Below are 20,936 nucleotides of genomic sequence, written 5' to 3' on the forward strand. Positions count from 1 at the left end.
CCGGCGTATTCGACAACAGCGCATTGGCTCTTTTCCCGAGATCGTGGCCGCCTCTTTATGTTTGGCGCGCTAGGTCAGGCCTTGAACGAAACTCTGCACGTCGTCCAGAAGCTCTCCGATTGGCGCGCGCGCGCCCTTGAGTTTGAACAGGAAATTCAAAAGGCGGTCATCGGGCAAGCGCGCGTCGTCAGGCTCGTGACGATCTGCATTTTCGCGCGCGGTCATGTGCTGATCGAAGGCGATGTCGGAGTCGGCAAGACCACGCTGCTGCGTTCCGTGTCGCGCGCGCTCGGCGGCGACTTCGCTCGCGTCGAAGGCACGGTCGACATGATGCCGAGCGACATTCTCTATCATACCTATCTGGGCGAAGACGGCCGCCCCCGCGTCGATCCATCCGAGCTTCTCCGCCATGCGGCGACGCTGCCGGTCTTCTTCTTCAATGAGATCAACCGCGCGCGCCCGCAGGTTCATTCGCTGTTGCTGCGGCTGATGGCCGAGCGCAGCGTGTCGGCGTTCAATCGCGAGCATCACTTTCCCTATCTCAATGTGTTCGCTGATCGGAACATGGTGGAGCGGGAAGAAACCTTCGAACTGCCGGCGGCAGCTCGCGACAGATTTTTAATGGAAATTCTTATGGCCGCGCCGGACGATGAGGACGCGCGCCGCAGGCTTGTTTTCGATCCAGCGTTCCATGATACGGAAACGCTTCTCGAGCGGGTGAGCCCCGGAACGCTGGACTATCGCGAGACGCCAGCTGTTGCGCGCGCGATCCAGGCACATGTGAGATCGAGCGAAGCGCTTGAACGCTACGTGCTGAACCTCTGGCGGGCTCTTGTCGACCCAAGTTCGGCCGGCGTGTCGCTGCCGGATGTCGACCTCGACAGCCTCGTCAAGGGCGGCGCGAGTCCACGTGGACTGGCGGCGCTGGTGCGCGCCGCGCGGGTGCGCGCCTGGCTCGAAGGGCGCGATTATCTCATTCCGGAAGATGTGCGCGATGTCTTCATCGAAGTCATGGCCCACCGCATCTTTGTCGATCCTATCCACGCTTTGCGCAGCGACGATATCGTCAAGCGACTGTGCCGCGCGGCTTTAGACGCGACGCCGGTTCCATGAATACGGTCGTCGATATCCTATATCGGCCGCGCGGTCGCTTTGCCGCCAACCACGTCGGCGCTCACACGTCGAGCGAGGTCGGCGGCTTTGGAGTCTTTCGCGACCAGGCGCCTTTCATGCGCTATCCGGACGCCCGCCGCATCGACCTTCGCGCGACGCTGCGCGATCCGTTCGGCGTGACCTATGTGCGTCGCTTCGAGCAAAGGGCGGCGATCGACGTCTACGCGCTCGTGGACCTTTCCGCCTCGATGGGCTTCGCCGGCGCCGTCAACAGATTTCAGGTCGCCGTCGATCTTTGCGGCGCGCTGGCGTATTCGGCCACACGCAACGGCGATCGCTTCGGCGTGTTCGGTTTCAAAGAGGCGTTGATTGATCGGGCTACGTTGCCGGCGACGCGTTCGAGAAGGGCGGCGCTCGCAGCCGTCGAAAGGTTCGGCGTCGAGACGCCCAGCGGATCGAGCGCCAAAGGCGTGCTCGACGCCGCGGCGGCTCTCGGCGCCACGCGCAAGCTGGTGTTTCTCATTTCCGATTTTCGCTGGCCCGCGCTATTGATTGAGCAGGCATTCGAGGCGCTTTCACTGCATGACGTCGCGCCGCTCGTTCTGATCGATTCACTCGAAGCCGCGCCGCCGAAATGGGGCGTGCTGGAGCTTTGCGACAGCGAGAGCGGCCGCCGTCAGCTCCTATTGATGAGGCCCGCGCTTCAGCGGCGCTGGCTCGAAGCCGAGCAGTCCCGTCGCAAAAATCTCGCCCGCGCGTCTTCCAGACGCAGCCGTGCGCCGATTTTCATTCAGGACGGTTTCGACGCCAGCGATCTCAGCATGCGGCTGACGGCGGCGTGAGGCCTGCGATGCGCATTGCATGTGTCGCCCTCATGCTCGCCGCGGCGCTTCCTGCATGTGCGCAGGAAACGGCGGTGCGCATCCACTCGGCGCGCCCGTTCGGCTATTTCGTGGGCGATCTCATCCATGCGCGCATCGACGTCTCCGCGCCCGCGGACGCCGTGCTATCGCGCGCCTCCTTGCCCAATCCCGGTCCGCTCACCGGTTCGCTCGATCTCCGGGACGTCAAACTTAGCGAGACGTTGGAAAACGGCGCGCGCCTGTGGCGTCTCGACCTCACATATCAGAATTTCTATGTCGCGCTCGATGCGCGTGAGATCGAGATTCCTGGGTTCGACCTCTCCATTACGACGGCGACAGGCGCGCAGACAGTCGCCATTCCCGCATGGAGCGTTGGCGTTTCTCCTTTGCGGGAGGTTGCGCCACAGAAGCAAGAGCAGGCCTCGGATTATCTGCGTCCAGACGGTTCGTCGGCATTCGTTGACGAGGCCACGCCGCTCAATCTGGCGTTTGGCGCAGGCGCCGCCGCCCTGCTGGCGATCGCTCTTGTCGCGCGTGATCGCGCCTGGCCGCCCTTTCAACAACGGAAGGCGCGAATCTTCTCAGCGCTCGCGCGTCAAATCTCGACGCGGCGCGCCGCCGATGACGCGAATCTCGCGGTGGCGATTCAATCGGTGCATCGCGCGCTCGATCGGGCCAATGGCGCAATTCTGCTGTCAGGGGACCTTCCGGAGTTTCTCGGCAGACGTCCGGAATTCAAGCCGCTGCAGGCCGACTTCGAGCGATTCTTCGAAACCTCGAAGCGGCTTTTTTTTGGCGGCGAAGGCTCCAAGGATGACTTTGCCGCCGAGCAGCTCGCGCAATTTATCAGCAGGCTCGCCAGGCAGGAGCGCGCAGGATGAGCGCCTTCGGCGTTGAGCACATCGAGCCGCTGTTCCTAGCGCCTCTGGCGCTGCTGCCGCTGCTGCGGTCCGTCTTGCGCGGCGCGACGATACCGTCGCTCCTCGCAGCGCCGGTCGACGGCCTTTCCGTCGCCGCCGGCATTCTTCTGAAGTTCTGCGGCGTCGTGGCCATCGGCGCCAGCCTGCTCGGCGCCGCCAGCCCCTATGTCGCAGGCGCGGACGTCGAGCGCTTTTCCGAGGGCGCGCAGATCGTCATGCTGATCGACCGCAGCGGCAGCATGAACGAGACCTTCGCGGGGCGAACGCCGTCTGGGGACGAAGAGTCGAAAGCCGCTGCGGCAAGGCGCATTCTCAAGCGCTTTGTCGAAGCGCGCCGTCACGATCTCGTGGGCGTCGCGGCGTTTTCGACGGCGCCGATGCTGGTGACGCCGATTTCGGATCATATCGGCGCCACCGAAGCCGCAATCGACGCGATCGACCGTTCGGGCCTCGACTATACAAATATTGCGCGTGGGCTCGCCATGGCGCTCTCGATGTTCAAGGCGAGCCAGGCTGATCTGTCGCGCGCGGTCGTGCTGATATCCGACGGCGCCGGCGTCATTGATCCAAAGCTGCGCGATGATCTAAAGGCGGAATTCCGCAAGACGAACGTCAGCCTTTACTGGCTGTTCCTGCGCACCCAAGGCAGCAGAGGCATCTCCGATCAGCCGGCGGGCGACGATGAGTCGCCACAGGCCGCGCCAGAGCGCCATCTCGATCTCTTCTTCAAATCGCTCGGCGTTCCTTACAAGGCCTTCGAGGCTGAAGGCGCCGAGGCGACGGAGGAGGCCGTCAAGCAGATCGACAGGCTCGAACGCCATCCCGTCCGATATGTCGAAAAATTGCCGCGCACGGATCTGAGCGCATGGGCTTTCGCGCTCGCGCTCGCCGCCATGGCGCTGCTTCTTGCTGCGAAGCTCGCAGAGGTCAGGCTGAGCGTTGTGGACAACGCGCGATGATGGCCTTCTCGACGAGGATCACGAACGTGCGCAACAAGGCGCGCGCGCTTTGGCGTGAAACAAAATCGTCGATTCTGGTCGCGCTCTTTCTCGCGCTAATCCTCACGACGGCTGCGTTGCTTACCGAATGGCGCGGCGCCGTCGTCGCCAATGACGCGATCGAAGCGATGCGCGCGGGCCGCGACGTCGCCGTCGACGCGAACGACAGGCCGGAAACGATTCTCGCGCGCGTCGCCTTTCTTGCGGCGCGAAGCGACATCGATCGCGCCCGAGCCCTGGTGGAGACGCTCGATCGCAGCGGGAGCAGCGAAACGCGCGCGCGGGGACATTATCTCTTGGCGAACGCGCTGCTGCGCAAGGCGTTCGATCATGTCGAACGATCGCAACTCGAAGCGGCCAATCCGTTCGTCAATCTCGCCAAGCGCGAATATCGACGTGCGCTGCAGCTCGCGCCCGACTATTGGGACGCGAAATTCAATCTCGACGTCGCGGCGCGGCTCGTCCGGGATTTTCCGGATTTCGAGAGAAACAGCGGCGACGAACTGAGCGCCGATCCCAAGAAGCTGTGGACCGATATTCCCGGCAAACCGAAAGGACTGCCGTGATGCGCCCGGATGTGCGCGATCCTCGCGTCGCTCTTCTCGCGCTAGCGACGCTGTCGCTCGCCGCCACTTTCTTCGCGCCAAGGATTATGATCCGGCGTCCGTCATTCGATTTTCTCGCCATCGTCGACATCACTGGCAGCATGAATGTTCGCGATTACGCCGCCTCCGGCCGGCCGGTCAGCCGTCTCGACGCCGTGAAAACCGCGCTTCGCGCCATGCTCGCGGAATTGCCCTGTCCGTCGCATGTCGCGCTCGGCGTTTTTACCGAACGCAGACCATTCCTGCTGTTCGAACCGATCGACGTCTGCGCAGACTTTACGCCTCTACAAGCCTCGATTGAGGCGCTCGACTGGCGCATGGCCTGGGAAGGCGATAGCCGAATTTCGGCGGGCTTTTTTCGCGCGATCGATATGGCGAGAGAATTGAAAAGCGACCTGCTGTTTTTCAGCGATGGCCAGGAAGCGCCGCCGCTACCCGCGCGTGGCGCGCCGACATTCGAAGGGCGTGCGGGCGAGGTGCGCGGCCTTGTCGTTGGCGTCGGCGGCTATGAGCTTTCGCCCATCCCGAAATTTGACGATAGAGGCCGCGAGGTTGGATTCCTCGGCGCCGACGACGTTCCGCACGAGAGCCGCTTCGGCCTGCCGCCTGAAGGCGCGGAGCGGCGAGAGGGCTACAACGCCCGCAACGCGCCATTCGGCGCGAGCGCGGCGATCGGCGTAGAGCATCTGTCTTCCGTAAAGGAAGACTATTTGCGTTCGCTCGCCGAAAAGACCGGGCTTTCCTACGCCCATCTCGAAGACGGCAAGCGACTGTGGAAGGACTATGCCGCAGTCGCCTCCGTCCGACCGCGCGACGCCGCACTCGACCTGCGCCCGTTCTTTGGCGTGGCGGCTGCGCTTCTCACGTTCATGGCCGTCGCCGCAGCTTTTTTCGCGCAGGCTTTCATTCAAATGCGCCGCGCCGCGCCGTTCTACCGCTTTCCCCAACCAAGGAGATCAAAATGAGGAAGCTGCTGGGGCTCTTCGCCCTTCTGATTTGCGCGCCTGCGCTCGCGCACGGACCGACGCCGATCAAGGTCGACGAGTCGATCGTCATCGCCGCCGATCCCAAGGCCGTATGGGCTGTGGCAGGTAAATTCGACGGGCTCGCGAACTGGCACCCTGACGTTCAGAGCGTGACGGCCAAGGGCGGAGACGCCGCCGGCGCGGAGCGTGAAATAACCCTCAAGAAGGGCGGCGTTCTGAAGGAAGGGCTCGATGAATATGACACTTCGGCGTTCAAGCTATCCTGGCGTATGTCTGATCCAAATCTCGATGCGCTGCCCGTAAGTTCCTACACTGTCACCTTCACGATCGAACCTGCGTCAGGGGGAGGGAGTGCAGTGAAATGGTATGGCCGACTCTATCGCGGCGACACCAGCAATGAGCCGCCGGAAAACCTCAACGACGACGCCGCGCGCGCGGCGATGACGAGCTATTTGCGCGACGGCCTTCAGGGCCTGAAGAAGAAAGTGGAAGGGAAATAGCTCGGCGATGCGCTTTCGCGAAGCGATCATTCTTGCAGGCGTCTGCGCGCTCTTCGCCTCATGCGGCGAAGAGCGGCGCGCCGCCGAGCAGGATGATCTGATCGAGTCGGGAGCCCTTAAGGACGCTGACGTCTGGTTGCGCGCCACCGATCGCACTGAACCTGCGCTCTGGCTCGCGCAACGCGAAGCCGGCGGGGGCGTCGGCATGCGTGAACCTGCGGTAGAGCGCATACGCGCGGCTCTGCTCTCGGCGCAGCCGCATTTCCTCGAATCCGACCGCATGCTCGCGAATCGCACCGCTCAGGTCGGGCAGATGCTCGCGGCCGACGGCCATGCCGAGGACTTCGCGCAGCTGATCAACTCGCTTGTAGAAGTCGCCGCGATCGCCGGCCAAAAGCAGACCTATGGCGAGGTTTGCCAGCACTATTACAATCTGCGCCACCGCGGAGTTGAACGGGAGGAGGCGCTGCGGATGCTCGCCGCCCGTTATCGAACGCAGAAGCAATTCAGATAGCGGCGCCAAAAGCGCTTCCCGATCACATGGAATCATGTGATCGGGAAACGCTCAACATCAAAATGTTGAGGCAGGTTCTCATCGAAAAAGTCTGTCAACTTTTTTCAGAACCTGCTTTATGCAAGTTTCATTGCAACCTTGTTTTCGACGGCGATACGCAGAAGATCCGCTTTCGAACGCGCGCCGAGCTTGCGCTTCAGCAGAATGCAATTGTTCGCGACGGTCTTGTAGGAGACCTTAAGAATATGCGCGATTTCCGTCATATCCTTGCCGTCGGCGAGATTGCGCAGGATTTCGATTTCCCGGCCGTTCAGCGCGTCGAGGGGGTTGCTCGCGCGGCTCTGGTCGGCGAACGCGAGCTTGAGCGCGAGAGTGTTCGACAGATAGCGCTCGCCCGCCGCGACGGCGCGGATCGCCTTGATAAAGACGCGTGGGTCCTCGTTCTTCGCAACATAGCCGCGCGCCCCGCCCTCGATCGCCCGCGCCGCAAATACCGGATCGTCGTTCATGGTGAAAACGATGATTTGAGCGTTCGCGTCCCGCTTCAAGATGCGGCGCAGCAGTTCGAAGCCGGAGACGCCGGGTAGATTAATGTCGAGCACCACGACGTCGGGCGCTGCGGACGCGTAAGAGTCAAGCGCTTCATTGGCGTCATGCGCCTCGAGCACTTCGATGTCTTTTTGTCCCGAAAGCATGCCGCGGCAGCCCTCGATCACCATGGGGTGGTCGTCGACGATGAGAATGCGCATCCTTTTTCGCTTGTTTGAGAGCCTGAACCTATGTTGTGAAAACCGCTAGTCTTGTCAATCGACTGTAAATGGACGTCAACGGTTAAGCATGGAGACGAGGGCGTTCATCATGCGCGGGGTTTCGCTTAAAGCCAGGCTGGGCGGATTGATCGGCGTCGTGCTCATCGCGACCTTGCTGATCAATCTTGCAATCCAGCTTCTTCACGCCGGCCCGCGCGTGCGCGCGGAAGCGGGAAGCAATCTCAGATTGATGCGGGAATTTGTCTTAGCAACGATTGCAAATCTTCCCGAAAACGAAGATCCGCTTCCCGCATTGCGGCGTCTCTACGCGTCGCTGGGGAACCTTCGCCATGCTGATGTTGAGATCCTCGCCGCTAACGAGACTGCGCCGCGCGACTGGCTGGAGAAAATCCGCCATTCTGGTCAGGACGTGCCCGAATGGTTTGTGAAGCTCGTTGGCGCCTCGCCGCGCGTGTTGACGATTCCCGTGATGGTCGGCGGGCGCGCCTACAGCAATATTGTGGTGATTTCGAACCCCTTCGACGAACTCGAAGAGATCTGGTCCGACATGCTTTGGCTTGCGGCGATCAGCCTCGCCGTCACGATCATCTTCCTGACGCTCGTGCTCCTGTTCCTGCGCTCCTCGCTTGCGCCTTTCGATGCGCTGAAGTTCGGCCTGGCGCAATTGGAGGCTGGCAGGAGCGGCGTGCGCCTGTCAGTCAGCGGCGCGACGGAATTCCGATCGATCGCCGCCGCCCTGAATTCGCTCGGGGCGACGCTTGATCGCGTCAAGCAGGAGAATCGCGATCTCGTCGATAGGCTTTTTCAGGTGCAGGAAGGCGAGCGCAAGGATATCGCGCGCGATCTGCACGATGAAGCCGGACCATGTCTCTTTTCCATACGCGCCACGTCGGCGACGCTACAGGAGCTTCTCTCGCATCCCGCTCCCGATCTGGGCCGACTGAGACAGATGAGCGTAACGATCGACAAGGCGAGCGAGTCGCTTCAATCGTTGTTCAGAGGTCTGCTCGGACGGCTGCGGCCGAAAGGCCTCGAGGAACTTGGTCTGGAACCAGCGCTGAAGGCGCTCTTCGCCTCATGGGCGCTCACCCATCCCGAGGTGGATCTGCGGCTCGTCGCGCGCCACGATCTCTCGTCCCTCGACGAGGAGACCGCGTTGACGGCCTACCGTGTGGTGCAGGAGGGCGTAACCAATATCTTCCGCCACTCTGGCGCGGATAAGGGCGAGGTCACGCTGGAATTTGGCTTGGACGCGTCAGCAAACTTCTCGGAGCTCGACGCAGAATCGCCGCCGCAATTGAAGATCACGATCGAGGACAATGGCGTCGGCGTTTCAGATGGCTTTGCTCCGGGCATGGGTCTGCTTGGCATGAACGAGCGTGTGCGCGCGCTTGGCGGCGCGCAGCGGATCGAAAGGCGGGAGTCCGGCGGCACGCGGATCACGGTGTCGCTTCCGCTGCTGGACGATGTCGAATGACTGAGACAAGGAGGTTATTCTTCCGACCCCTGTCCGGAGCGGGAAATTTTGGAAGCGTGGATGGCGAAATTTTGAAGGTGTAACGATATGCGCCCTTCACTATTCTCCACCGGAGCCGTCGTGTCGGGCGGACTATAAAAAACAGAGGAGCAACGCCATGGTCTGGTCGCAACCGATCATCGTCGAAATCTGCGTCGGTATGGAAATCACCAGCTACGAATCGGCTGAGATCTGATCAGCCCGTCGCGGCCGGCCGCGGCTGGCCAACCGAGTAAGCATGAGCTGGCGCCGTCGCTTGCGACGGCGCTGCTGTTTTGCGCGCTTTCCGTGCGCAGAATTTTTCTAAGCTGCGCCGTCGTTGAGGAGCGCATTTTTGGCACTCACTCACGACTGCTGATAGCACATTGTTTTTTCAGGCCTTTGCCTTTCATGACGCTTGCGCTCCGAGGGTTTGCTCCTAATCTGAAAGGAATCAGATCGTCGAGGAGCATGCCATGGCGTCCAGCGGCTTCCGTTTGCAGCTTCAAGGCTACGGCCTGACGACGGCGAATATTCTTTATCGTCTCCCGGATTATCCGAAGATCATCCAATCCTACATCTGGCAGGAATATGATCTTCATCCCGAGTTTCCGGAGCTGCGCAAATTTCTCGATTTCTGGATGCGCAGCCTCGATGGCCCGCTGCATTCGGTCACCGTCGCGCATTCGAACCTCATCAAACCGGCTGAGTTGAAGCTACTTGATAAGGAATTCAAGCTGCACTGAAAAACTCCTATGACCGCCACCTTGCGCAACGCGCTTCGCCGAGACAAAATTGATGCGGGCTGGATCGAGGGCTGCCGTGAGGGACGAGGGCGATACGAAGTCATGGATGGGAGTCTGGGAAGCAGCCGCGCTGATCGTCATCGTAGCGACGGCTTTCCTTCTCGCGAGACAATATCGGGAAAGCCTTAATATCGATGAGCCGCCGGAGCCTCTCTCGCTGGCTTTGGAGCGAGAAGCGGCAGAGGTGAACGCGACGCTGCCAGAGATGGTCAGCGAGGGCGTTCGTCTCGACAAGGCGACGGCGGGTCCGGGCAACGCGTTCAATTACAGCTATACGATCGTCGACGATGAAACAGCGCGAACTCTGATCGGCAACGCAAAGAAGCTTGCCGCATTGAGGACCCAGCTGCAGGAGCGCGTGTGTCTGACGATGCCGAATCATCGCACGAGCGGCGCCATCATCCGATATTCGCTGAAGGACAATAAGGGCGAGGTGATCGCCGACGTCTCAATTGATGCGGGCGACTGCTAAGAAGAGTGGTCGCGCCGGCTTCGGCGCTCGGCGCGCGCTGGGGAAGACGCCGACGTCACGCCACGAATGCCGCGGGTCGGCAAATCGCAGAGCTCTTCGCCAGCGCGGAGGAACTCAGAACTTCTTGACCTCGACGCCATGTTTTTGCAGCGCGTAGCCAATCTGACGCGGGGTTAGACCAAGCAGCCGGGCCGCTTTCGCCTTGACCCAGCCCGCGCGCTCCATGGCGTCCACCAAACGTTCGCGATCGGAAGGGCCGTCACGCTCCACGGCGGTGCAGTTTTCGGCGCCGGGGCAGGTCTCGGGCGAAGGGTCGGCGTTCGGGCGCTCACTCGTCGTCGCCGGCGGCGGCGCAGGCTGACGCTCGCGCGGCGGCGTTAGGGCCGGCAAGCTCGCGACGGGTGGAGGAGGCGCCGAACGCTCCAATGAGCCGCTCCAAAGCACCGCAGAGAGACAGCCGTCGTTGCGGCAGGAGAAATCCTTGTCGGTGATGACATTCCCTTGCGCCAAAGTCGCTGTCCGAAACACGCAGTTTTCCAGCTCTCGGATGTTGCCCGGAAAGGCGCAGGCGGTGAGCACGTGCATAGCCGATTCTGAAAAGCTCAGCCGTCCGCCTTGCTCCGCATTGAAGCGACGCAGAAATTCATTGGCGAGAGGTTCGAGATCGCCCTTCCGGTCGCGCAGCGGCGGCACGAAGATGGGCACGACGCTGATGCGGTAGTATAAATCGGCGCGAAATTCGTTGCGCTTGACCGCCTCTTCGAGATTTTTGTTCGTCGCGCACACGAGTCGAACGTCGACCTTCTGCGTGCGCGTGCCGCCCACCCGTTCGAATTCGCCTTCCTGTAAAACGCGCAGCAGCTTTGCCTGAAACGCCGGCGTGATTTCGCCGATCTCGTCCAGAAACAATGTGCCGCCGTCGGCCAGTTCGAAACGGCCCTTGCGCATGTTCACCGCGCCGGTGAACGCGCCGCGCTCATGGCCGAAGAGCTCCGATTCCAGCACGCTCTCGGGGAGAGCCGCGCAATTCAGCTTGATGAAGGGCTTTGAGCGGCGCGGCGAGAGATTGTGTATCGCCGCGGCAAACAGCTCCTTGCCGGTGCCCGATTCGCCGCGCAGAAGGACGGTGGACTTGGCCTTGGCGACGACGCGAATCTTATCGATCACCGCGCGCAGCGCCGGGCTGCTGCCGACAACGCCATTGATGCCGCTGTTCTTTGTTTCGATCTGCGGAAGGCGGTCGCCTTTTTCGAGCCAGGCCTTTTCCTGCATCAAACGTTCGCGGTCGCGTGCGATAAGCTTGTGCAGTCGAAGGGTCTGGCCGACGAGGTTGGCGATCATCGTCAGGAAGCGCACGTCATGGTCGAACAGCGTCACTGAACGATCGTCATAGACGCGATCGACTGTCAGCGTGCCGACGACGGCGTCGCCCTCCTTGATCGGGACGCCGATTAGCGAGAACGGCCGGCCGTCGGTCGGTCCCCATTCGGAAAAGTCGGAGCCCTGGAAGAGCGGCGAGGCTGCGACGTTCTCGACGACGAGCGGCATTTTCGTCGCGACGATCTGCCCCACGGCGCGTTCGGGAAGCCGGTCGAAGAAACGCTTGGCGGAATCTTCGCTCCAGCCCGATCCAACCACAACCTCGGGCCCTCCCGCTGCATCGAGCAGCGCGACCAAGCCATGTCGCATATCAAGAAAGCTCGAAAGCAGCGCAAGCACGCCCGCAAGCGTGGTTTCCAGACGGTTTGGCGACGCCAGGAGCTTCGATATTTCGTAGATGCCGACGAGAGCGGTGTCTCTCACATCGAATTCGCGCGCCTTCGGCGCGCATGCGCCGCCTGCCAGCTGCAAACCCATACTATTTAGCCTCACGACATGCGTGGGTGTTTTCACTGGTTTTGACGCAAGCATCGTGCCACGCCGCCTTTTTTGCTCTTAGCATCACAAAAACAACGGTCTGCAATGGCCTCGACATCGGCGTTGGCGCGCATGCTTGATCAACTCTTGCGCCTTCTGCCGTCTCCTCCGGCGCCGCCGCCCGATTGATCGGCGACCGGCTCCATCCAAACCGTGCTCTCGCCGCAACCGACATGGATGTCGCCTTGCCGACTCCGGCGCGAAGAATTGCGATGCGCTTAGCGTCACGCGCATCGTAACGAGTCGATAGCTGATTTACAGGCGCGTTCATGCCTTATGCGGCATTTCGCCGCCATGAGGCTTCTGTCGCTTAATGCTTTCTGACGTGAAGGGCGTCATAGCGCTACTGCCTAGATTTGTAACAGACTGGATAGTTATTGGTCGTTTATGCAGAAGTCGTTTGGTATGCGACGCGCGCCGCCGATGATATAGACGCGATCGTGCAGTCCCATTTCATCGAAGGAAACCCGGCTCGAGCGGCTGACTATTATGCCGCAGCCGTCGCGACGTCGGGCGCCGTCGAGGGGAGGCCATAGCGATAACCACTTTTCTTAGGAGCCGACGGCATGAAGATTTCCGCGCGTAACAGCCTTCCCGGGACGGTCAAGCACATCCAGAAGGGCGCAACCACGGCGCATGTGACGATCGACGTCAACGGATTGACCGTCACAGCTTCAATCACCAACGAATCCGTCGATGAGCTTGGCCTGCGCGAAGGGTCCAAAGTCAACGCGGTCATCAAGTCGTCGGATGTGATGATCGCGGTCGACTAACGCTCGTGGGCGGCCGATGGACGCTATTGCGCCGGAACGCGCGACGGCTTTCCATCGGCGTCGACGAAGGGAAACAGCCCCGACTGGAAACATTGCGTCATGTGGGCGGCCTTGGCGATCGCCTGCTCGGCCTGCGTCTTTGGCAGGGCTTCATTGGCGCTTTCGCTAAAGAGTTCGAGCCAGCGCGTAAAATGCTGAGGCTCAATCGGTAAATTGATATGCGCGGCGAAGGGCTGACCCTGATAGCGCTCCGTGCCGAGCAAAGTCCTGGACCAGAAATTCGCGACGATCCCCATATGCCGGTCGAGACCGTCAATCGCCATAAAAATAGGACCCAACAGCGGATCTTCGGCGCCCTTGGCGTAGAAGCGACGCACGCAATCGTCGATTGCGATCTCTAACCTGTCGCGTTCGGCGCCGTCCTCGATCGGCGGAATGGCGGGCTCCATGGCGACCTCCCTGCATATTAGTCGATTGGCGGCTGTTCCGGCGCTAGCGCAGGTTCAGAACGGCCCGCGGGGTCGTGCCGGACTTTTTCCTGGCGCTCAGCAGCGCGTCGACCTTATCGCGCAGCAGTCCAATTTGCAGCGGCTTCGCCAAAAAGCCGTGCGCGCCCTCAGCGACGCACTCCTGGCCGAATCCGCTCGATATCTGATCAACGATGACGATGATTTTGGTTTCGGGAACCCGCGCCAGAAACTCCTGAATGAGATCCAGCCCGTTGACGCGGATGACGCCTTCCGCAAGCACCAGTAAATCCGGCCTTAGTTGCTCCGCTTTTGCGAGCGTTTCGGACGCGCTCGCAAGTTCATGCGCCTCATATTCGTCATGGAGCATGAACTCGATCGCCGCGCGAAAGCTTTCATTGTCGTCCACGACAAAAACGCGCCTGCGTTCGATGGCTTTCGCCACCTTTACGCTGATCTGCATGGCAGCCTCGCGCGGTGATTGACTCACGAATGTCAAAGCAAGTCGCGTGCCGCGCTAGATACCGCAGCGTGAGCAGCGCTGCGACTGATGGCTTTCGACAGGATTTGGTCGGCGCATCCGTGACAGAAGCACAGCGGCGGCGCCGAACTTCGGGGGCGGGGGCACCAGCCGCAGGCTCAGCCAAACGCCGAACTCTTCCGCCGCAACTCTACAGCGCGCGACGATGCGCCGGATCAAGATCGATATTTCTCCGGAAATTTACTGCCGCGTAGTTTAGAATTAAAGCGGTTCCAAACTAGAGATGTGGCCGAAAGGTAACAATTGTCAAAAAAATTGTTGTATGTGTCTGAAACTATACAGATTACAATACTTCCATTCAACAGTTTATCAGTTGACCGTGGCCGCCGCCAAATTTAGCTTTAATCAACTTCTTCGCACGAGGCGAAAGTAGACAACGCACAACCCTCCCTGGCGGTTCCCCATGAGCGACGTAAAAACTCCAATTTCTCTCCGAATGTTGACTCAGTCGCTTCCGCGGACTCGTGCAGGAGACCTGACGTCGGTGAAGGCGCTGAGCGTTGCTGCGGCGCTTGCATCGAGCGTCAGCGCTTCGGCTCTGGCGCAATCCGCTTCGACGAGGCTGCCGCCCGTTAAAGTCGACGCGCCGCAAGAGAAGCCGCGCGCGGCGGCGCCGGCGAAACCCAAGCCCATCGCCGCCGCTCAGCCGCATCCGGCGCGTCATGCAGCCGCCAATCAGGCCTCGGGGCAGCGGCGCGGCGCGCCGGGCGCTTCAAGCGCCGGCGGCCAAGGCGCAGGCAGCGGAGGCCTTCCGATCTTCGCTACGGCGCCCAACGCCAATCCTTACGCCGACCCGGTTGCGCCCTATAAGGTCGATCGCCTGTCTTCGCCGAAATTCACCGAGCCGGTGCTCAACACGCCGCGCACGATCACGGTGCTAACCAAGGAAGTGCTCGACGACAAGAACGCCTTCACGCTGCGTGAAATTGGTCGCAGCACGGCAGGCGTGACGCTAGGGACGGGCGAAGGCGGCAACGCGTTCGGCGATCGCTTCTTCATTCGCGGCTTCGACGTTCGCAACGACATCTTCGTCGACGGCGTGCGCGATCCTGGCGTCAGCATTCGCGAGAACTTCTATACCGAGCAGGTCGAAATTCTGCGCGGACCGGGATCGACTTTCGCCGGTCGTGGCACCGCGGGCGGCGCGATCAACATCGTCACGAAACAAGCGACCGATCGCGATTTCGTCGAACTCAAAGCGATTGGCGGCTTTTCCGACCACATGAAGCGGGTGACGGCTGACGTCAACAAAGTGATCAGCCCGATCCTCGCGGTGCGCGTCAATGCGCTTTATCATGACTCGAATGTCGCGGGCCGCAGCTTTGTCACCGACTATCGCGACGGCGTCGCCGGCTCGGTGGTGTTCAAGCCGATCGAGGACCTGACGCTGACCGCTCAATACACGCATGTCTATCAAAACGGCTTGCCGGACTTCGGCGTGCCGTACAACCGGGTTTGGAACCGGCCGTTCCCCGAAGGCGTTACGCCTCGCAGCAACTGGTATGGCTTCCTCGATCGCGATTTCCAAGTTGCGATGCAGAATTTCGGCACCTTCACGGCCCACTATCGCTACAACGACAATCTCGTATTCGACAATCGGTTCCGGCAGAGCCGCTCGGTTCTAGACTATATCGGATCGCTGGCGGGGAGCGCCGATCTTTTCGCCTCGACGGTCAGAATCGGCGCGCAAAGCCGCTACCAGGTGGTGAATACGCTCGACAACCAGACGGAGGCGACGCTTAAAGTCGAAACCGGCCCCGTCAAACACGCGCTCGTCGCCGGCGTGGAATTCGCCCGCGAAGGCGTAACACGCACCAATTATCAGGGCCTCGCTTCCGAGTTGAACGGAATACCGACCGGCAACAACGTTACGTGTAACCTCTATCTTCCGTGCACCTACCTGCCGTTCCTCAACACGCCTTACCGCAATACCAATCCCACGCGGATCGCCGTCGACACGAAATCAGGCTATCTGATCGAAACTGCGAACTATCAAGATGTCGTGATCGTGAACGGCGGCGCGCGCTTTGACGATTACAACATCACGAACCGCACGGAGACTCTTTCGACTTTCGCTAAGAGCCATTCTGGCCTGTTCAACTGGAACGCCGGCGTCGTTTTCAAGCCGCTGCCGAACGTCAGCGCCTACGCCGCCTACGCCACCTCGGCGACGCCCGTCGGAGCCGAGCTTGACGGCGGCGCGGCGAACTACGGCGGCTTGACGACGGCGTCACAAATCTTTGCTCCCCAACTCAACAAGGCGGCGGAGGTCGGCCTGAAATGGGAGCTGTTCGACAGACACCTGCTCGCGACAGCCGCCTTCTTCAAGACGGATGTGAGCGGCGCGAGAGAAGTGAACTCCGGCACCACCACGGGCGACGCGTCCTATTACGTCCAGGGCGTCGATCTCGAGGTTGCCGGCAACATTACGGATAAGTGGATGGTCCTTGGCGGCATCGTGCTGATGGACTCGCGGGTGACCAGCTCCTTCGCGCGCACGAATATCGGTCTTCAACTCGCCAATATCGCGCATGAGTCCTTCAGCCTGCTCTCGAAGTACAAATTCGGCGACCTGATCGGCCTCGCTCCGAATGCGCTCGAATTCGGCGGCCAAGCCATCTATCGCTCCAAGATCTATGGCGGCAACAATATCGTCGCCAACGGCGCCACGGTAATCAACGCGTTTGGCTTGCCGGCGCCGACGGCCGCCAATCCCTTCCTGAACGTGCCTACAATTCTGCCTTCGTACTGGCGCTTCGATGTTTTTGCTGAGGCGAAGATCGGCCAAAACATCACGATGAAGTTCTCGGTCAACAATCTCTTCGACCGCACAATCTATGACGCCTTCTATCAGACGGCGACGCCCTTCGCGCAGATGTCGCCCGGCCGCTCGGTCTATCTCGAAACGAGCATTTTGTTCTAAGGGAGCGCTTCGAATGCTTGCTCACATACAAGGCGCTCTTGATAGGAAGCAGGTCAACGTCCTTCGCGAGGCGATGGCGCAGGCGGCGTGGGAGGACGGCGCCTCCACCGCCGGGGCGAACGCCGGCGAAGCGAAGCGCAACGAGCAACTCCCGCCTGACTCGGAAATCTCGCGCGCGCTCGGCAAGCGGCTGCTCTCGTCGCTGCTCGCCAATGCCGCTTTCGTTTCAACGGCTGTCCCGCTGCGCATCTACCCGCCGTTGTTCAACCGCTACGGCGTCGGCGACCACTTCGATCCGCATGTCGACAATGCGATACGCGGCGACGCCCTGACCGGCGCGCGTATCCGCGTTGACCTCGCCGCAACTGTGCTTCTTTCTGATCCCGACGAATATGAGGGCGGCGAACTGATCGTTGAAGACATCTATGGTTCAAGGCGCTTCAAGCCGCCGGCGGGCGACCTCATTCTTTATTCGGCCGGCAGTCTGCATATGGTGACGCCTGTCACCAGCGGCCTACGTATCGCCTCATTTTTGTGGCTGCAAAGCATGATCCGCGCCGACGAGGCGCGCAGCCTCGTTTGCGATCTCGACGAATCGATACAGGAGCTCGCGCCCCGCGTGGGCGCGGACGATCCGGATCTGCGCAAGCTGGTGACCGTGTACCACAATCTCATCCGCTACTGGGGAGAAGCATAGCGCTGATGCTTATTTGCATACCCGAAGTTCTTTCCAAGCAGCAGGTGGCCTTTTTTCGCGCGGCCATGGACCGCGCGGCGTGGGAGGATGGCCGAGCCACCGCTGGTTCGCAGTCCTCTCTGGTGAAGAACAATCTTCAACTGCCGCAAGCCGGCGACGTCGCACGCGAACTTGGCGAACATGTGCTCGAGGCGCTTGCGCAGTCGTCGATGTTCGTCTCGGCGGCGTTGCCGCACAAGATTTTTCCGCCGCTCTTCAATCGCTATGGCGTTGGGCACGACTTCGGATTGCACGTCGATAATGCGATCCGCGGCATTCCCGGAACGCCGATTCGCATTCGCACGGATCTTTCTTGCACGCTGTTCCTCTCGGAGGCGGACGAGTACGATGGCGGTGAATTAGTGATTGAGGATCGGGTCGGACAGCAGGAAGTGAAACTTCCGGCAGGCGATCTCGTGCTTTATCCTTCAACGAGTCTCCATCTTGTCAAAGGCGTCACGCGTGGTGAGCGCATCGCCTCGTTTTTTTGGATGCAGAGCATGATTCGCGACAATGTGGCGCGCGCTTTGCTCTTCGATCTTGACCAGGCCATCCAATCCCTGACGACTCGGCTGGGCGCCGGCGATCCTGCCTGCGTCAAAATGTCGGGCGTTTATCACAATCTGATCCGAACATGGGCTGAAGCATGAAACGTTCTTTGCAGTTTCTCGTGATCTCAATCATCGCGCTTCTCGCTGCGCAGAGCGTCGCAGCCGCACCAGGGTCGCCAGCGCTCGACGCAGCGATAGCGGCCACTAAACCTCATGATCTTTCTGTGTGGACGATGTTCGTCAACGCCGACATCGTCGTGAAGATCGTGATGATCGGCTTGTTGTTGGCGTCCGTCGCGACATGGACGATCCTCATCGCCAAAACGATCGAATTGAAACGGGCGCGCGAGCGCGTGACGACGGCGATACGACGCCTCTCCGAGGCGCGCGGCCTCTCTGAGGCGCGGCTGGCGCTTGGCGGCGGCGACCGTTTGACGCAGGCGCTGCTTGGCGAAGCGACGCGGGAAATGAAGCTTTCGTCCGATATTCTTGCGGCTCCGGGCGTGAAGGAGCGCATTGCAGCGTGCTTCGCCGAAATCGAACGCGCCGAAGCGCTTTCGATCAAGCGGGGCACCGGACTGCTCGCTTCCGTCGGATCGACGGGCCCCTTCATCGGACTGTTCGGCACCGTCTGGGGCATCATGAACAGCTTCATCGGCATTTCCAAAGCGCAGACGACCAATCTGGCCGTCGTCGCGCCCGGCATCGCCGAAGCGCTGCTCGCGACGGCGATCGGCCTCTTCGCCGCCATCCCAGCGGTGCTCATCTACAATCATCTTGCGCGCCAGGCGACGTCCTATCTCGAGCTCGTTTCTAATCTCGCCGGCGAGTTGCTTCGCATCGTCTCGCGCGACCTCGATCGCGCCGGACAAGCCTCCACAAACAAGATTCATGCGGCGGAGTAGATCATGGCCGTTCATCTCAAAAGCGATCTTCAGGAAACGCACGAAATCAACGTCACGCCGTTTATCGACGTGATGCTCGTGCTGCTCATCATCTTCATGGTGGCGGCCCCCCTCGCCACTGTCGATCTTCCGGTGGATCTTCCGGCTTCCAACGCCGCGCCGCATGAAAAACCTGACAAACCGATTTACGTGACGATTCAGGGCGATCTCGCGCTCGCCCTGGGCGAGACGCCCGTCAAACGCAACGATCTCGTCTCTGCTCTCGACGGGCTTCTGAGCGACAAGTCGAAACGCATCTATTTGCGCGCCGACACCAGCGTGCCCTATGGCGAGATGATGGCGATCCTGGAGCGTCTGCGCGCTGGCGGTTATCTGCGCGTGGCGCTCGTCGCGCTCGACGCCGGCGGCAAGGAGCAGGCTCCGCAATGAGCGCCGCCGCCGCTCTCCAGAAGCCGCAGTCGAACGGCAAGCTTTGGGGCGCCGCAGTCGCCCTCGCCCTATTTCTGCACGTCGGCGGCGCCGTCGCCGCGCTGGTGACCTTACGGGGCGAACTCGACGAGAACGCGTCCGGCGCTCCAGCGATTGAATTGTCTCTCGAACCCGCCGCGCCGCGAGACGCCGAGGCCGCGGATCTGCCGCCTGGACCGCTCTCCGACGAAGCGGCCGCCGCTGCGCCTTCCGTCGCCGCATCAGAGGCGAAGGAGACGAACGAAGAGCGGATCACCCACGCCGAGTCGGAAGACGCCGAGTTCACGCACAACGTTCGGCCGGAGAAGCCGATCGAGGAGGAGAAGAAACATCAGGCGCAGCCGGTCGTCTCGGCCGAGTCTGCCGCCTCCGAGGCGACTGCGCCGCCCAAGTCCGACGCCGACCGGCAATCCGACAGGCCCGTGGCGCCTGTTCAAGGGGCTGACGCCGTCGCCAACGCCGTGAAGCTCACGTGGCAAAAGGCTTTGCTTTCGCATCTCAACCGACACAAGCGCTATCCGGGCGCCGCCGGTCGTCGATCCGCCGAAGCGAGCGTTTCGTTCACGCTCGACAGGCGCGGCCATGTCGTCAGCTACAGCATCAAACGTTCTGCGGGACATCCACTCTTCGACGACGCTGCGCTCGCGATGATGAAGCGAGCCGACCCCGTACCGCCGCCGCCGCCGGTGATCGCAGACGAGGGGCTGACCTTCGAAGTGCCCGTGCAATTTCGCATTGGCAAGAAATAGCTGCGGCTAGATCGAACGGCGGCGGTTCGAGAGCCGGAGGCTTCCGACCCGCCGCTAAGAAAATCCAGCTGCGACTGAACCTTGTGAAGGTTGGTTTGGGGTTCTCCACAGCGCTTATTTGCGGCTAAGCTTTTCTATTCCTTAAAATATTTGGAGCATGGTCGGAACAGATTTTCGAATCGGCGCTTCATTCCCCGTGTGGAGAGCTGCTCATGCCGCCACATGAAAACCGAGCGAGACTGACAGAGACGACCATGAGAGGAAATCGATACATACGCGATGCGGTTGATGTGGAGCCGTGCGTGAAGCGGCTCGGTGAGCAGCTTAGGAGCCAATTTTCCGATATTGCTTCGGAGCCGCTGCCTGTCGACATGCTGGCCCTTCTCGAAGAGCTTAGCCAGGTAAGCGCGGTCGAGTGACCCGCAGAGAGATTTCTCGAATCTCAGCGCGTCTTTTTTGGACGATCCGCGAAGTCCAATTTGATCAGGAGACCCTTGATGTCCGCTGGCACCGGCCTCATGATCAAGTCGAGATATAAAAGCGAGAAGCGCTTTCCGAGCGCCTCGCTTATAGAGCGCCGAAGCAGCGCTCTCTTGCCCTGTCTAAGAGCGAGCTTCGAAGACGCGGCTGTCATGGCGAACGCGCCTCCTGCTTGAACAGCGACTGCCAAGCGGAGAGTTCATCGCGCATGTGCTTGCGCGCGGGCATACGTTCGGCTGATCGATCCGAAAAGCGGAACGCGCCGGCGCCACGGGAAGCGTGCGATTTGCCGCGTTTCGGTCGATATTCGACGGTGAACGGGCGAGCAGTTTTCTTCATCGACAGACCTTCGTCTTGAGAGAGCGTCTATAAAACCTCGGGGCC

25 protein-coding genes are annotated in these 20,936 nt (G+C 61.0%); 20 read left to right on the top strand and 5 right to left on the bottom strand.

The genetic code is table 11. From position 1 onward, the window contains the following. The first annotated feature begins 57 nt into the window (after positions 1 to 57). The 8 genes from ACPS74_RS11560 to ACPS74_RS11595 are packed head-to-tail and all read left to right on the top strand — an operon-like array spanning position 58 to position 6,499. Positions 58 to 1,113 carry an AAA family ATPase gene (locus ACPS74_RS11560; RefSeq protein WP_051381725.1) on the top strand — a complete coding sequence of 352 codons (1,056 nt, stop codon included), beginning with the start codon at positions 58 to 60 and terminating at the stop codon, positions 1,111 to 1,113. Continuing rightward, positions 1,110 to 1,955 carry a DUF58 domain-containing protein gene (locus ACPS74_RS11565; protein ID WP_029649293.1) on the top strand — a complete coding sequence of 282 codons (846 nt, stop codon included), beginning with the start codon at positions 1,110 to 1,112 and terminating at the stop codon, positions 1,953 to 1,955. Before ACPS74_RS11560 ends, ACPS74_RS11565 begins: the two co-directional genes overlap by 4 nt. A gap of 8 nt (positions 1,956 to 1,963) precedes the next feature. Continuing rightward, entirely contained in the window at positions 1,964 to 2,857 is an 894-nt protein-coding gene (locus ACPS74_RS11570; protein ID WP_029649291.1) for a hypothetical protein, read from the top strand. Then, a complete protein-coding gene (locus ACPS74_RS11575) occupies positions 2,854 to 3,855 on the top strand; it encodes a vWA domain-containing protein (protein WP_029649289.1) in 1,002 nt (333 codons plus the stop codon). The genes ACPS74_RS11570 and ACPS74_RS11575 overlap by 4 nt, the downstream gene beginning before the upstream one ends. Continuing rightward, complete coding sequence (locus ACPS74_RS11580) at positions 3,852 to 4,460, top strand: hypothetical protein (protein WP_029649287.1); 609 nt, start codon at positions 3,852 to 3,854, stop codon at positions 4,458 to 4,460. Before ACPS74_RS11575 ends, ACPS74_RS11580 begins: the two co-directional genes overlap by 4 nt. Next, entirely contained in the window at positions 4,460 to 5,464 is a 1,005-nt protein-coding gene (locus tag ACPS74_RS11585; protein WP_029649285.1) for a VWA domain-containing protein, read from the top strand. Before ACPS74_RS11580 ends, ACPS74_RS11585 begins: the two co-directional genes overlap by 1 nt. Continuing rightward, complete coding sequence (locus ACPS74_RS11590) at positions 5,461 to 5,985, top strand: SRPBCC family protein (RefSeq protein ID WP_029649283.1); 525 nt, start codon at positions 5,461 to 5,463, stop codon at positions 5,983 to 5,985. The genes ACPS74_RS11585 and ACPS74_RS11590 overlap by 4 nt, the downstream gene beginning before the upstream one ends. A 7-nt stretch (positions 5,986 to 5,992) precedes the next feature. Next, positions 5,993 to 6,499 carry a hypothetical protein gene (locus ACPS74_RS11595; RefSeq protein WP_029649281.1) on the top strand — a complete coding sequence of 169 codons (507 nt, stop codon included), beginning with the start codon at positions 5,993 to 5,995 and terminating at the stop codon, positions 6,497 to 6,499. Positions 6,500 to 6,615: 116 nt separating this feature from the next. On the opposite strand, the gene ACPS74_RS11600 is transcribed toward ACPS74_RS11595, so the two are convergent. Next, the gene (locus ACPS74_RS11600) at positions 6,616 to 7,248 is read right to left on the bottom strand and encodes a response regulator transcription factor (RefSeq protein ID WP_018406713.1); all 633 of its coding nucleotides are present in this window, start codon (positions 7,246 to 7,248) and stop codon (positions 6,616 to 6,618) included. A 109-nt stretch (positions 7,249 to 7,357) separates the two neighbouring features. Between ACPS74_RS11600 and ACPS74_RS11605 the strand changes: the two genes are divergently transcribed. The 4 genes from ACPS74_RS11605 to ACPS74_RS11620 all read left to right on the top strand — a co-directional run bounded on the left by ACPS74_RS11605 (position 7,358) and on the right by ACPS74_RS11620 (position 10,042). Then, positions 7,358 to 8,746: a histidine kinase gene (locus ACPS74_RS11605; protein WP_193392181.1), complete on the top strand. Its 1,389-nt coding sequence runs from the start codon at positions 7,358 to 7,360 to the stop codon at positions 8,744 to 8,746. Between the two features lie 157 nt (positions 8,747 to 8,903). Next, entirely contained in the window at positions 8,904 to 8,981 is a 78-nt protein-coding gene (gene pqqA, locus ACPS74_RS11610; RefSeq protein ID WP_083481327.1) for a pyrroloquinoline quinone precursor peptide PqqA, read from the top strand. 259 nt (positions 8,982 to 9,240) lie between these two features. Next, positions 9,241 to 9,510 (top strand): usg protein, encoded by a 270-nt coding sequence (locus ACPS74_RS11615; protein WP_018406715.1) that lies wholly within the window; start codon positions 9,241 to 9,243, stop codon positions 9,508 to 9,510. A gap of 106 nt (positions 9,511 to 9,616) precedes the next feature. Further along, the gene (locus ACPS74_RS11620; RefSeq protein WP_029649278.1) at positions 9,617 to 10,042 is read left to right on the top strand and encodes a hypothetical protein; all 426 of its coding nucleotides are present in this window, start codon (positions 9,617 to 9,619) and stop codon (positions 10,040 to 10,042) included. Between the two features lie 114 nt (positions 10,043 to 10,156). Here the strand turns inward: ACPS74_RS11620 and nifA are convergent, their stop codons facing one another. After that, positions 10,157 to 11,899, bottom strand: coding sequence for a nif-specific transcriptional activator NifA (gene nifA / locus ACPS74_RS11625; RefSeq protein WP_029649277.1), 1,743 nt, complete (start codon positions 11,897 to 11,899; stop codon positions 10,157 to 10,159). Between the two features lie 626 nt (positions 11,900 to 12,525). On the opposite strand from nifA, the gene ACPS74_RS11630 reads away from it, so the two are divergent. Continuing rightward, a complete protein-coding gene (locus ACPS74_RS11630; protein ID WP_029649276.1) occupies positions 12,526 to 12,732 on the top strand; it encodes a TOBE domain-containing protein in 207 nt (68 codons plus the stop codon). A gap of 23 nt (positions 12,733 to 12,755) precedes the next feature. Here the strand turns inward: ACPS74_RS11630 and ACPS74_RS11635 are convergent, their stop codons facing one another. Both ACPS74_RS11635 and ACPS74_RS11640 read right to left on the bottom strand, forming a co-directional pair. After that, positions 12,756 to 13,181, bottom strand: a complete 426-nt coding sequence (locus ACPS74_RS11635; RefSeq protein WP_029649275.1) for a group III truncated hemoglobin — start codon at positions 13,179 to 13,181, stop codon at positions 12,756 to 12,758. 43 nt (positions 13,182 to 13,224) lie between these two features. Then, positions 13,225 to 13,662 (bottom strand): response regulator, encoded by a 438-nt coding sequence (locus tag ACPS74_RS11640; protein WP_029649272.1) that lies wholly within the window; start codon positions 13,660 to 13,662, stop codon positions 13,225 to 13,227. 514 nt (positions 13,663 to 14,176) lie between these two features. On the opposite strand from ACPS74_RS11640, the gene ACPS74_RS11645 reads away from it, so the two are divergent. The 7 genes from ACPS74_RS11645 to ACPS74_RS11675 all read left to right on the top strand — a co-directional run bounded on the left by ACPS74_RS11645 (position 14,177) and on the right by ACPS74_RS11675 (position 20,491). Then, positions 14,177 to 16,663, top strand: coding sequence for a TonB-dependent receptor (locus ACPS74_RS11645; RefSeq protein ID WP_029649270.1), 2,487 nt, complete (start codon positions 14,177 to 14,179; stop codon positions 16,661 to 16,663). 13 nt (positions 16,664 to 16,676) lie between these two features. After that, positions 16,677 to 17,360 carry a Fe2+-dependent dioxygenase gene (locus tag ACPS74_RS11650; RefSeq protein WP_029649268.1) on the top strand — a complete coding sequence of 228 codons (684 nt, stop codon included), beginning with the start codon at positions 16,677 to 16,679 and terminating at the stop codon, positions 17,358 to 17,360. Between the two features lie 5 nt (positions 17,361 to 17,365). Beyond that, positions 17,366 to 18,049, top strand: a complete 684-nt coding sequence (locus ACPS74_RS11655) for a Fe2+-dependent dioxygenase (protein WP_018406725.1) — start codon at positions 17,366 to 17,368, stop codon at positions 18,047 to 18,049. Next, a complete protein-coding gene (exbB, locus tag ACPS74_RS11660) occupies positions 18,046 to 18,855 on the top strand; it encodes a tonB-system energizer ExbB (RefSeq protein ID WP_051381724.1) in 810 nt (269 codons plus the stop codon). The genes ACPS74_RS11655 and exbB overlap by 4 nt, the downstream gene beginning before the upstream one ends. A 3-nt stretch (positions 18,856 to 18,858) precedes the next feature. Continuing rightward, positions 18,859 to 19,284, top strand: a complete 426-nt coding sequence (gene exbD, locus ACPS74_RS11665; RefSeq protein ID WP_029649264.1) for a TonB system transport protein ExbD — start codon at positions 18,859 to 18,861, stop codon at positions 19,282 to 19,284. Further along, complete coding sequence (locus tag ACPS74_RS11670) at positions 19,281 to 20,072, top strand: TonB family protein (protein ID WP_029649262.1); 792 nt, start codon at positions 19,281 to 19,283, stop codon at positions 20,070 to 20,072. Before exbD ends, ACPS74_RS11670 begins: the two co-directional genes overlap by 4 nt. A gap of 254 nt (positions 20,073 to 20,326) precedes the next feature. Next, positions 20,327 to 20,491: a NepR family anti-sigma factor gene (locus ACPS74_RS11675; protein WP_162231965.1), complete on the top strand. Its 165-nt coding sequence runs from the start codon at positions 20,327 to 20,329 to the stop codon at positions 20,489 to 20,491. 211 nt (positions 20,492 to 20,702) lie between these two features. Here the strand turns inward: ACPS74_RS11675 and ACPS74_RS11680 are convergent, their stop codons facing one another. Further along, positions 20,703 to 20,891 carry a hypothetical protein gene (locus tag ACPS74_RS11680; RefSeq protein ID WP_029649258.1) on the bottom strand — a complete coding sequence of 63 codons (189 nt, stop codon included), beginning with the start codon at positions 20,889 to 20,891 and terminating at the stop codon, positions 20,703 to 20,705. Positions 20,892 to 20,936 lie beyond the last annotated feature (45 nt).

The organism is Methylocystis sp. SB2 (assembly GCF_049817085.1).
Lineage (GTDB): Bacteria > Pseudomonadota > Alphaproteobacteria > Rhizobiales > Beijerinckiaceae > Methylocystis > Methylocystis rosea.

What these genes read in the sequence shown, in the direction of transcription:
- ACPS74_RS11565 (WP_029649293.1), top strand. Translation starts at nt 1,110, where the DNA reads ATGAATACGGTCGTCGATATCCTATATCGGCCGCGCGGTCGCTTTGCC.
- ACPS74_RS11585 (WP_029649285.1), top strand. Translation starts at nt 4,460, where the DNA reads ATGCGCCCGGATGTGCGCGATCCTCGCGTCGCTCTTCTCGCGCTAGCG.
- ACPS74_RS11655 (WP_018406725.1), top strand. Translation starts at nt 17,366, where the DNA reads ATGCTTATTTGCATACCCGAAGTTCTTTCCAAGCAGCAGGTGGCCTTT.
- ACPS74_RS11670 (WP_029649262.1), top strand. Translation starts at nt 19,281, where the DNA reads ATGAGCGCCGCCGCCGCTCTCCAGAAGCCGCAGTCGAACGGCAAGCTT.
- ACPS74_RS11620 (WP_029649278.1), top strand. Translation starts at nt 9,617, where the DNA reads ATGGGAGTCTGGGAAGCAGCCGCGCTGATCGTCATCGTAGCGACGGCT.
- ACPS74_RS11595 (WP_029649281.1), top strand. Translation starts at nt 5,993, where the DNA reads ATGCGCTTTCGCGAAGCGATCATTCTTGCAGGCGTCTGCGCGCTCTTC.
- ACPS74_RS11615 (WP_018406715.1), top strand. Translation starts at nt 9,241, where the DNA reads ATGGCGTCCAGCGGCTTCCGTTTGCAGCTTCAAGGCTACGGCCTGACG.
- ACPS74_RS11570 (WP_029649291.1), top strand. Translation starts at nt 1,964, where the DNA reads ATGCGCATTGCATGTGTCGCCCTCATGCTCGCCGCGGCGCTTCCTGCA.
- exbD (WP_029649264.1), top strand. Translation starts at nt 18,859, where the DNA reads ATGGCCGTTCATCTCAAAAGCGATCTTCAGGAAACGCACGAAATCAAC.
- nifA (WP_029649277.1), bottom strand. Translation starts at nt 11,899, where the DNA reads ATGGGTTTGCAGCTGGCAGGCGGCGCATGCGCGCCGAAGGCGCGCGAA.
- ACPS74_RS11640 (WP_029649272.1), bottom strand. Translation starts at nt 13,662, where the DNA reads ATGCAGATCAGCGTAAAGGTGGCGAAAGCCATCGAACGCAGGCGCGTT.
- ACPS74_RS11675 (WP_162231965.1), top strand. Translation starts at nt 20,327, where the DNA reads ATGAGAGGAAATCGATACATACGCGATGCGGTTGATGTGGAGCCGTGC.
- ACPS74_RS11630 (WP_029649276.1), top strand. Translation starts at nt 12,526, where the DNA reads ATGAAGATTTCCGCGCGTAACAGCCTTCCCGGGACGGTCAAGCACATC.
- ACPS74_RS11680 (WP_029649258.1), bottom strand. Translation starts at nt 20,891, where the DNA reads ATGAAGAAAACTGCTCGCCCGTTCACCGTCGAATATCGACCGAAACGC.
- ACPS74_RS11580 (WP_029649287.1), top strand. Translation starts at nt 3,852, where the DNA reads ATGATGGCCTTCTCGACGAGGATCACGAACGTGCGCAACAAGGCGCGC.
- ACPS74_RS11600 (WP_018406713.1), bottom strand. Translation starts at nt 7,248, where the DNA reads ATGCGCATTCTCATCGTCGACGACCACCCCATGGTGATCGAGGGCTGC.
- ACPS74_RS11650 (WP_029649268.1), top strand. Translation starts at nt 16,677, where the DNA reads ATGCTTGCTCACATACAAGGCGCTCTTGATAGGAAGCAGGTCAACGTC.
- ACPS74_RS11645 (WP_029649270.1), top strand. Translation starts at nt 14,177, where the DNA reads ATGTTGACTCAGTCGCTTCCGCGGACTCGTGCAGGAGACCTGACGTCG.
- ACPS74_RS11575 (WP_029649289.1), top strand. Translation starts at nt 2,854, where the DNA reads ATGAGCGCCTTCGGCGTTGAGCACATCGAGCCGCTGTTCCTAGCGCCT.
- exbB (WP_051381724.1), top strand. Translation starts at nt 18,046, where the DNA reads ATGAAACGTTCTTTGCAGTTTCTCGTGATCTCAATCATCGCGCTTCTC.
- pqqA (WP_083481327.1), top strand. Translation starts at nt 8,904, where the DNA reads ATGGTCTGGTCGCAACCGATCATCGTCGAAATCTGCGTCGGTATGGAA.
- ACPS74_RS11560 (WP_051381725.1), top strand. Translation starts at nt 58, where the DNA reads ATGTTTGGCGCGCTAGGTCAGGCCTTGAACGAAACTCTGCACGTCGTC.
- ACPS74_RS11635 (WP_029649275.1), bottom strand. Translation starts at nt 13,181, where the DNA reads ATGGAGCCCGCCATTCCGCCGATCGAGGACGGCGCCGAACGCGACAGG.
- ACPS74_RS11605 (WP_193392181.1), top strand. Translation starts at nt 7,358, where the DNA reads ATGCGCGGGGTTTCGCTTAAAGCCAGGCTGGGCGGATTGATCGGCGTC.
- ACPS74_RS11590 (WP_029649283.1), top strand. Translation starts at nt 5,461, where the DNA reads ATGAGGAAGCTGCTGGGGCTCTTCGCCCTTCTGATTTGCGCGCCTGCG.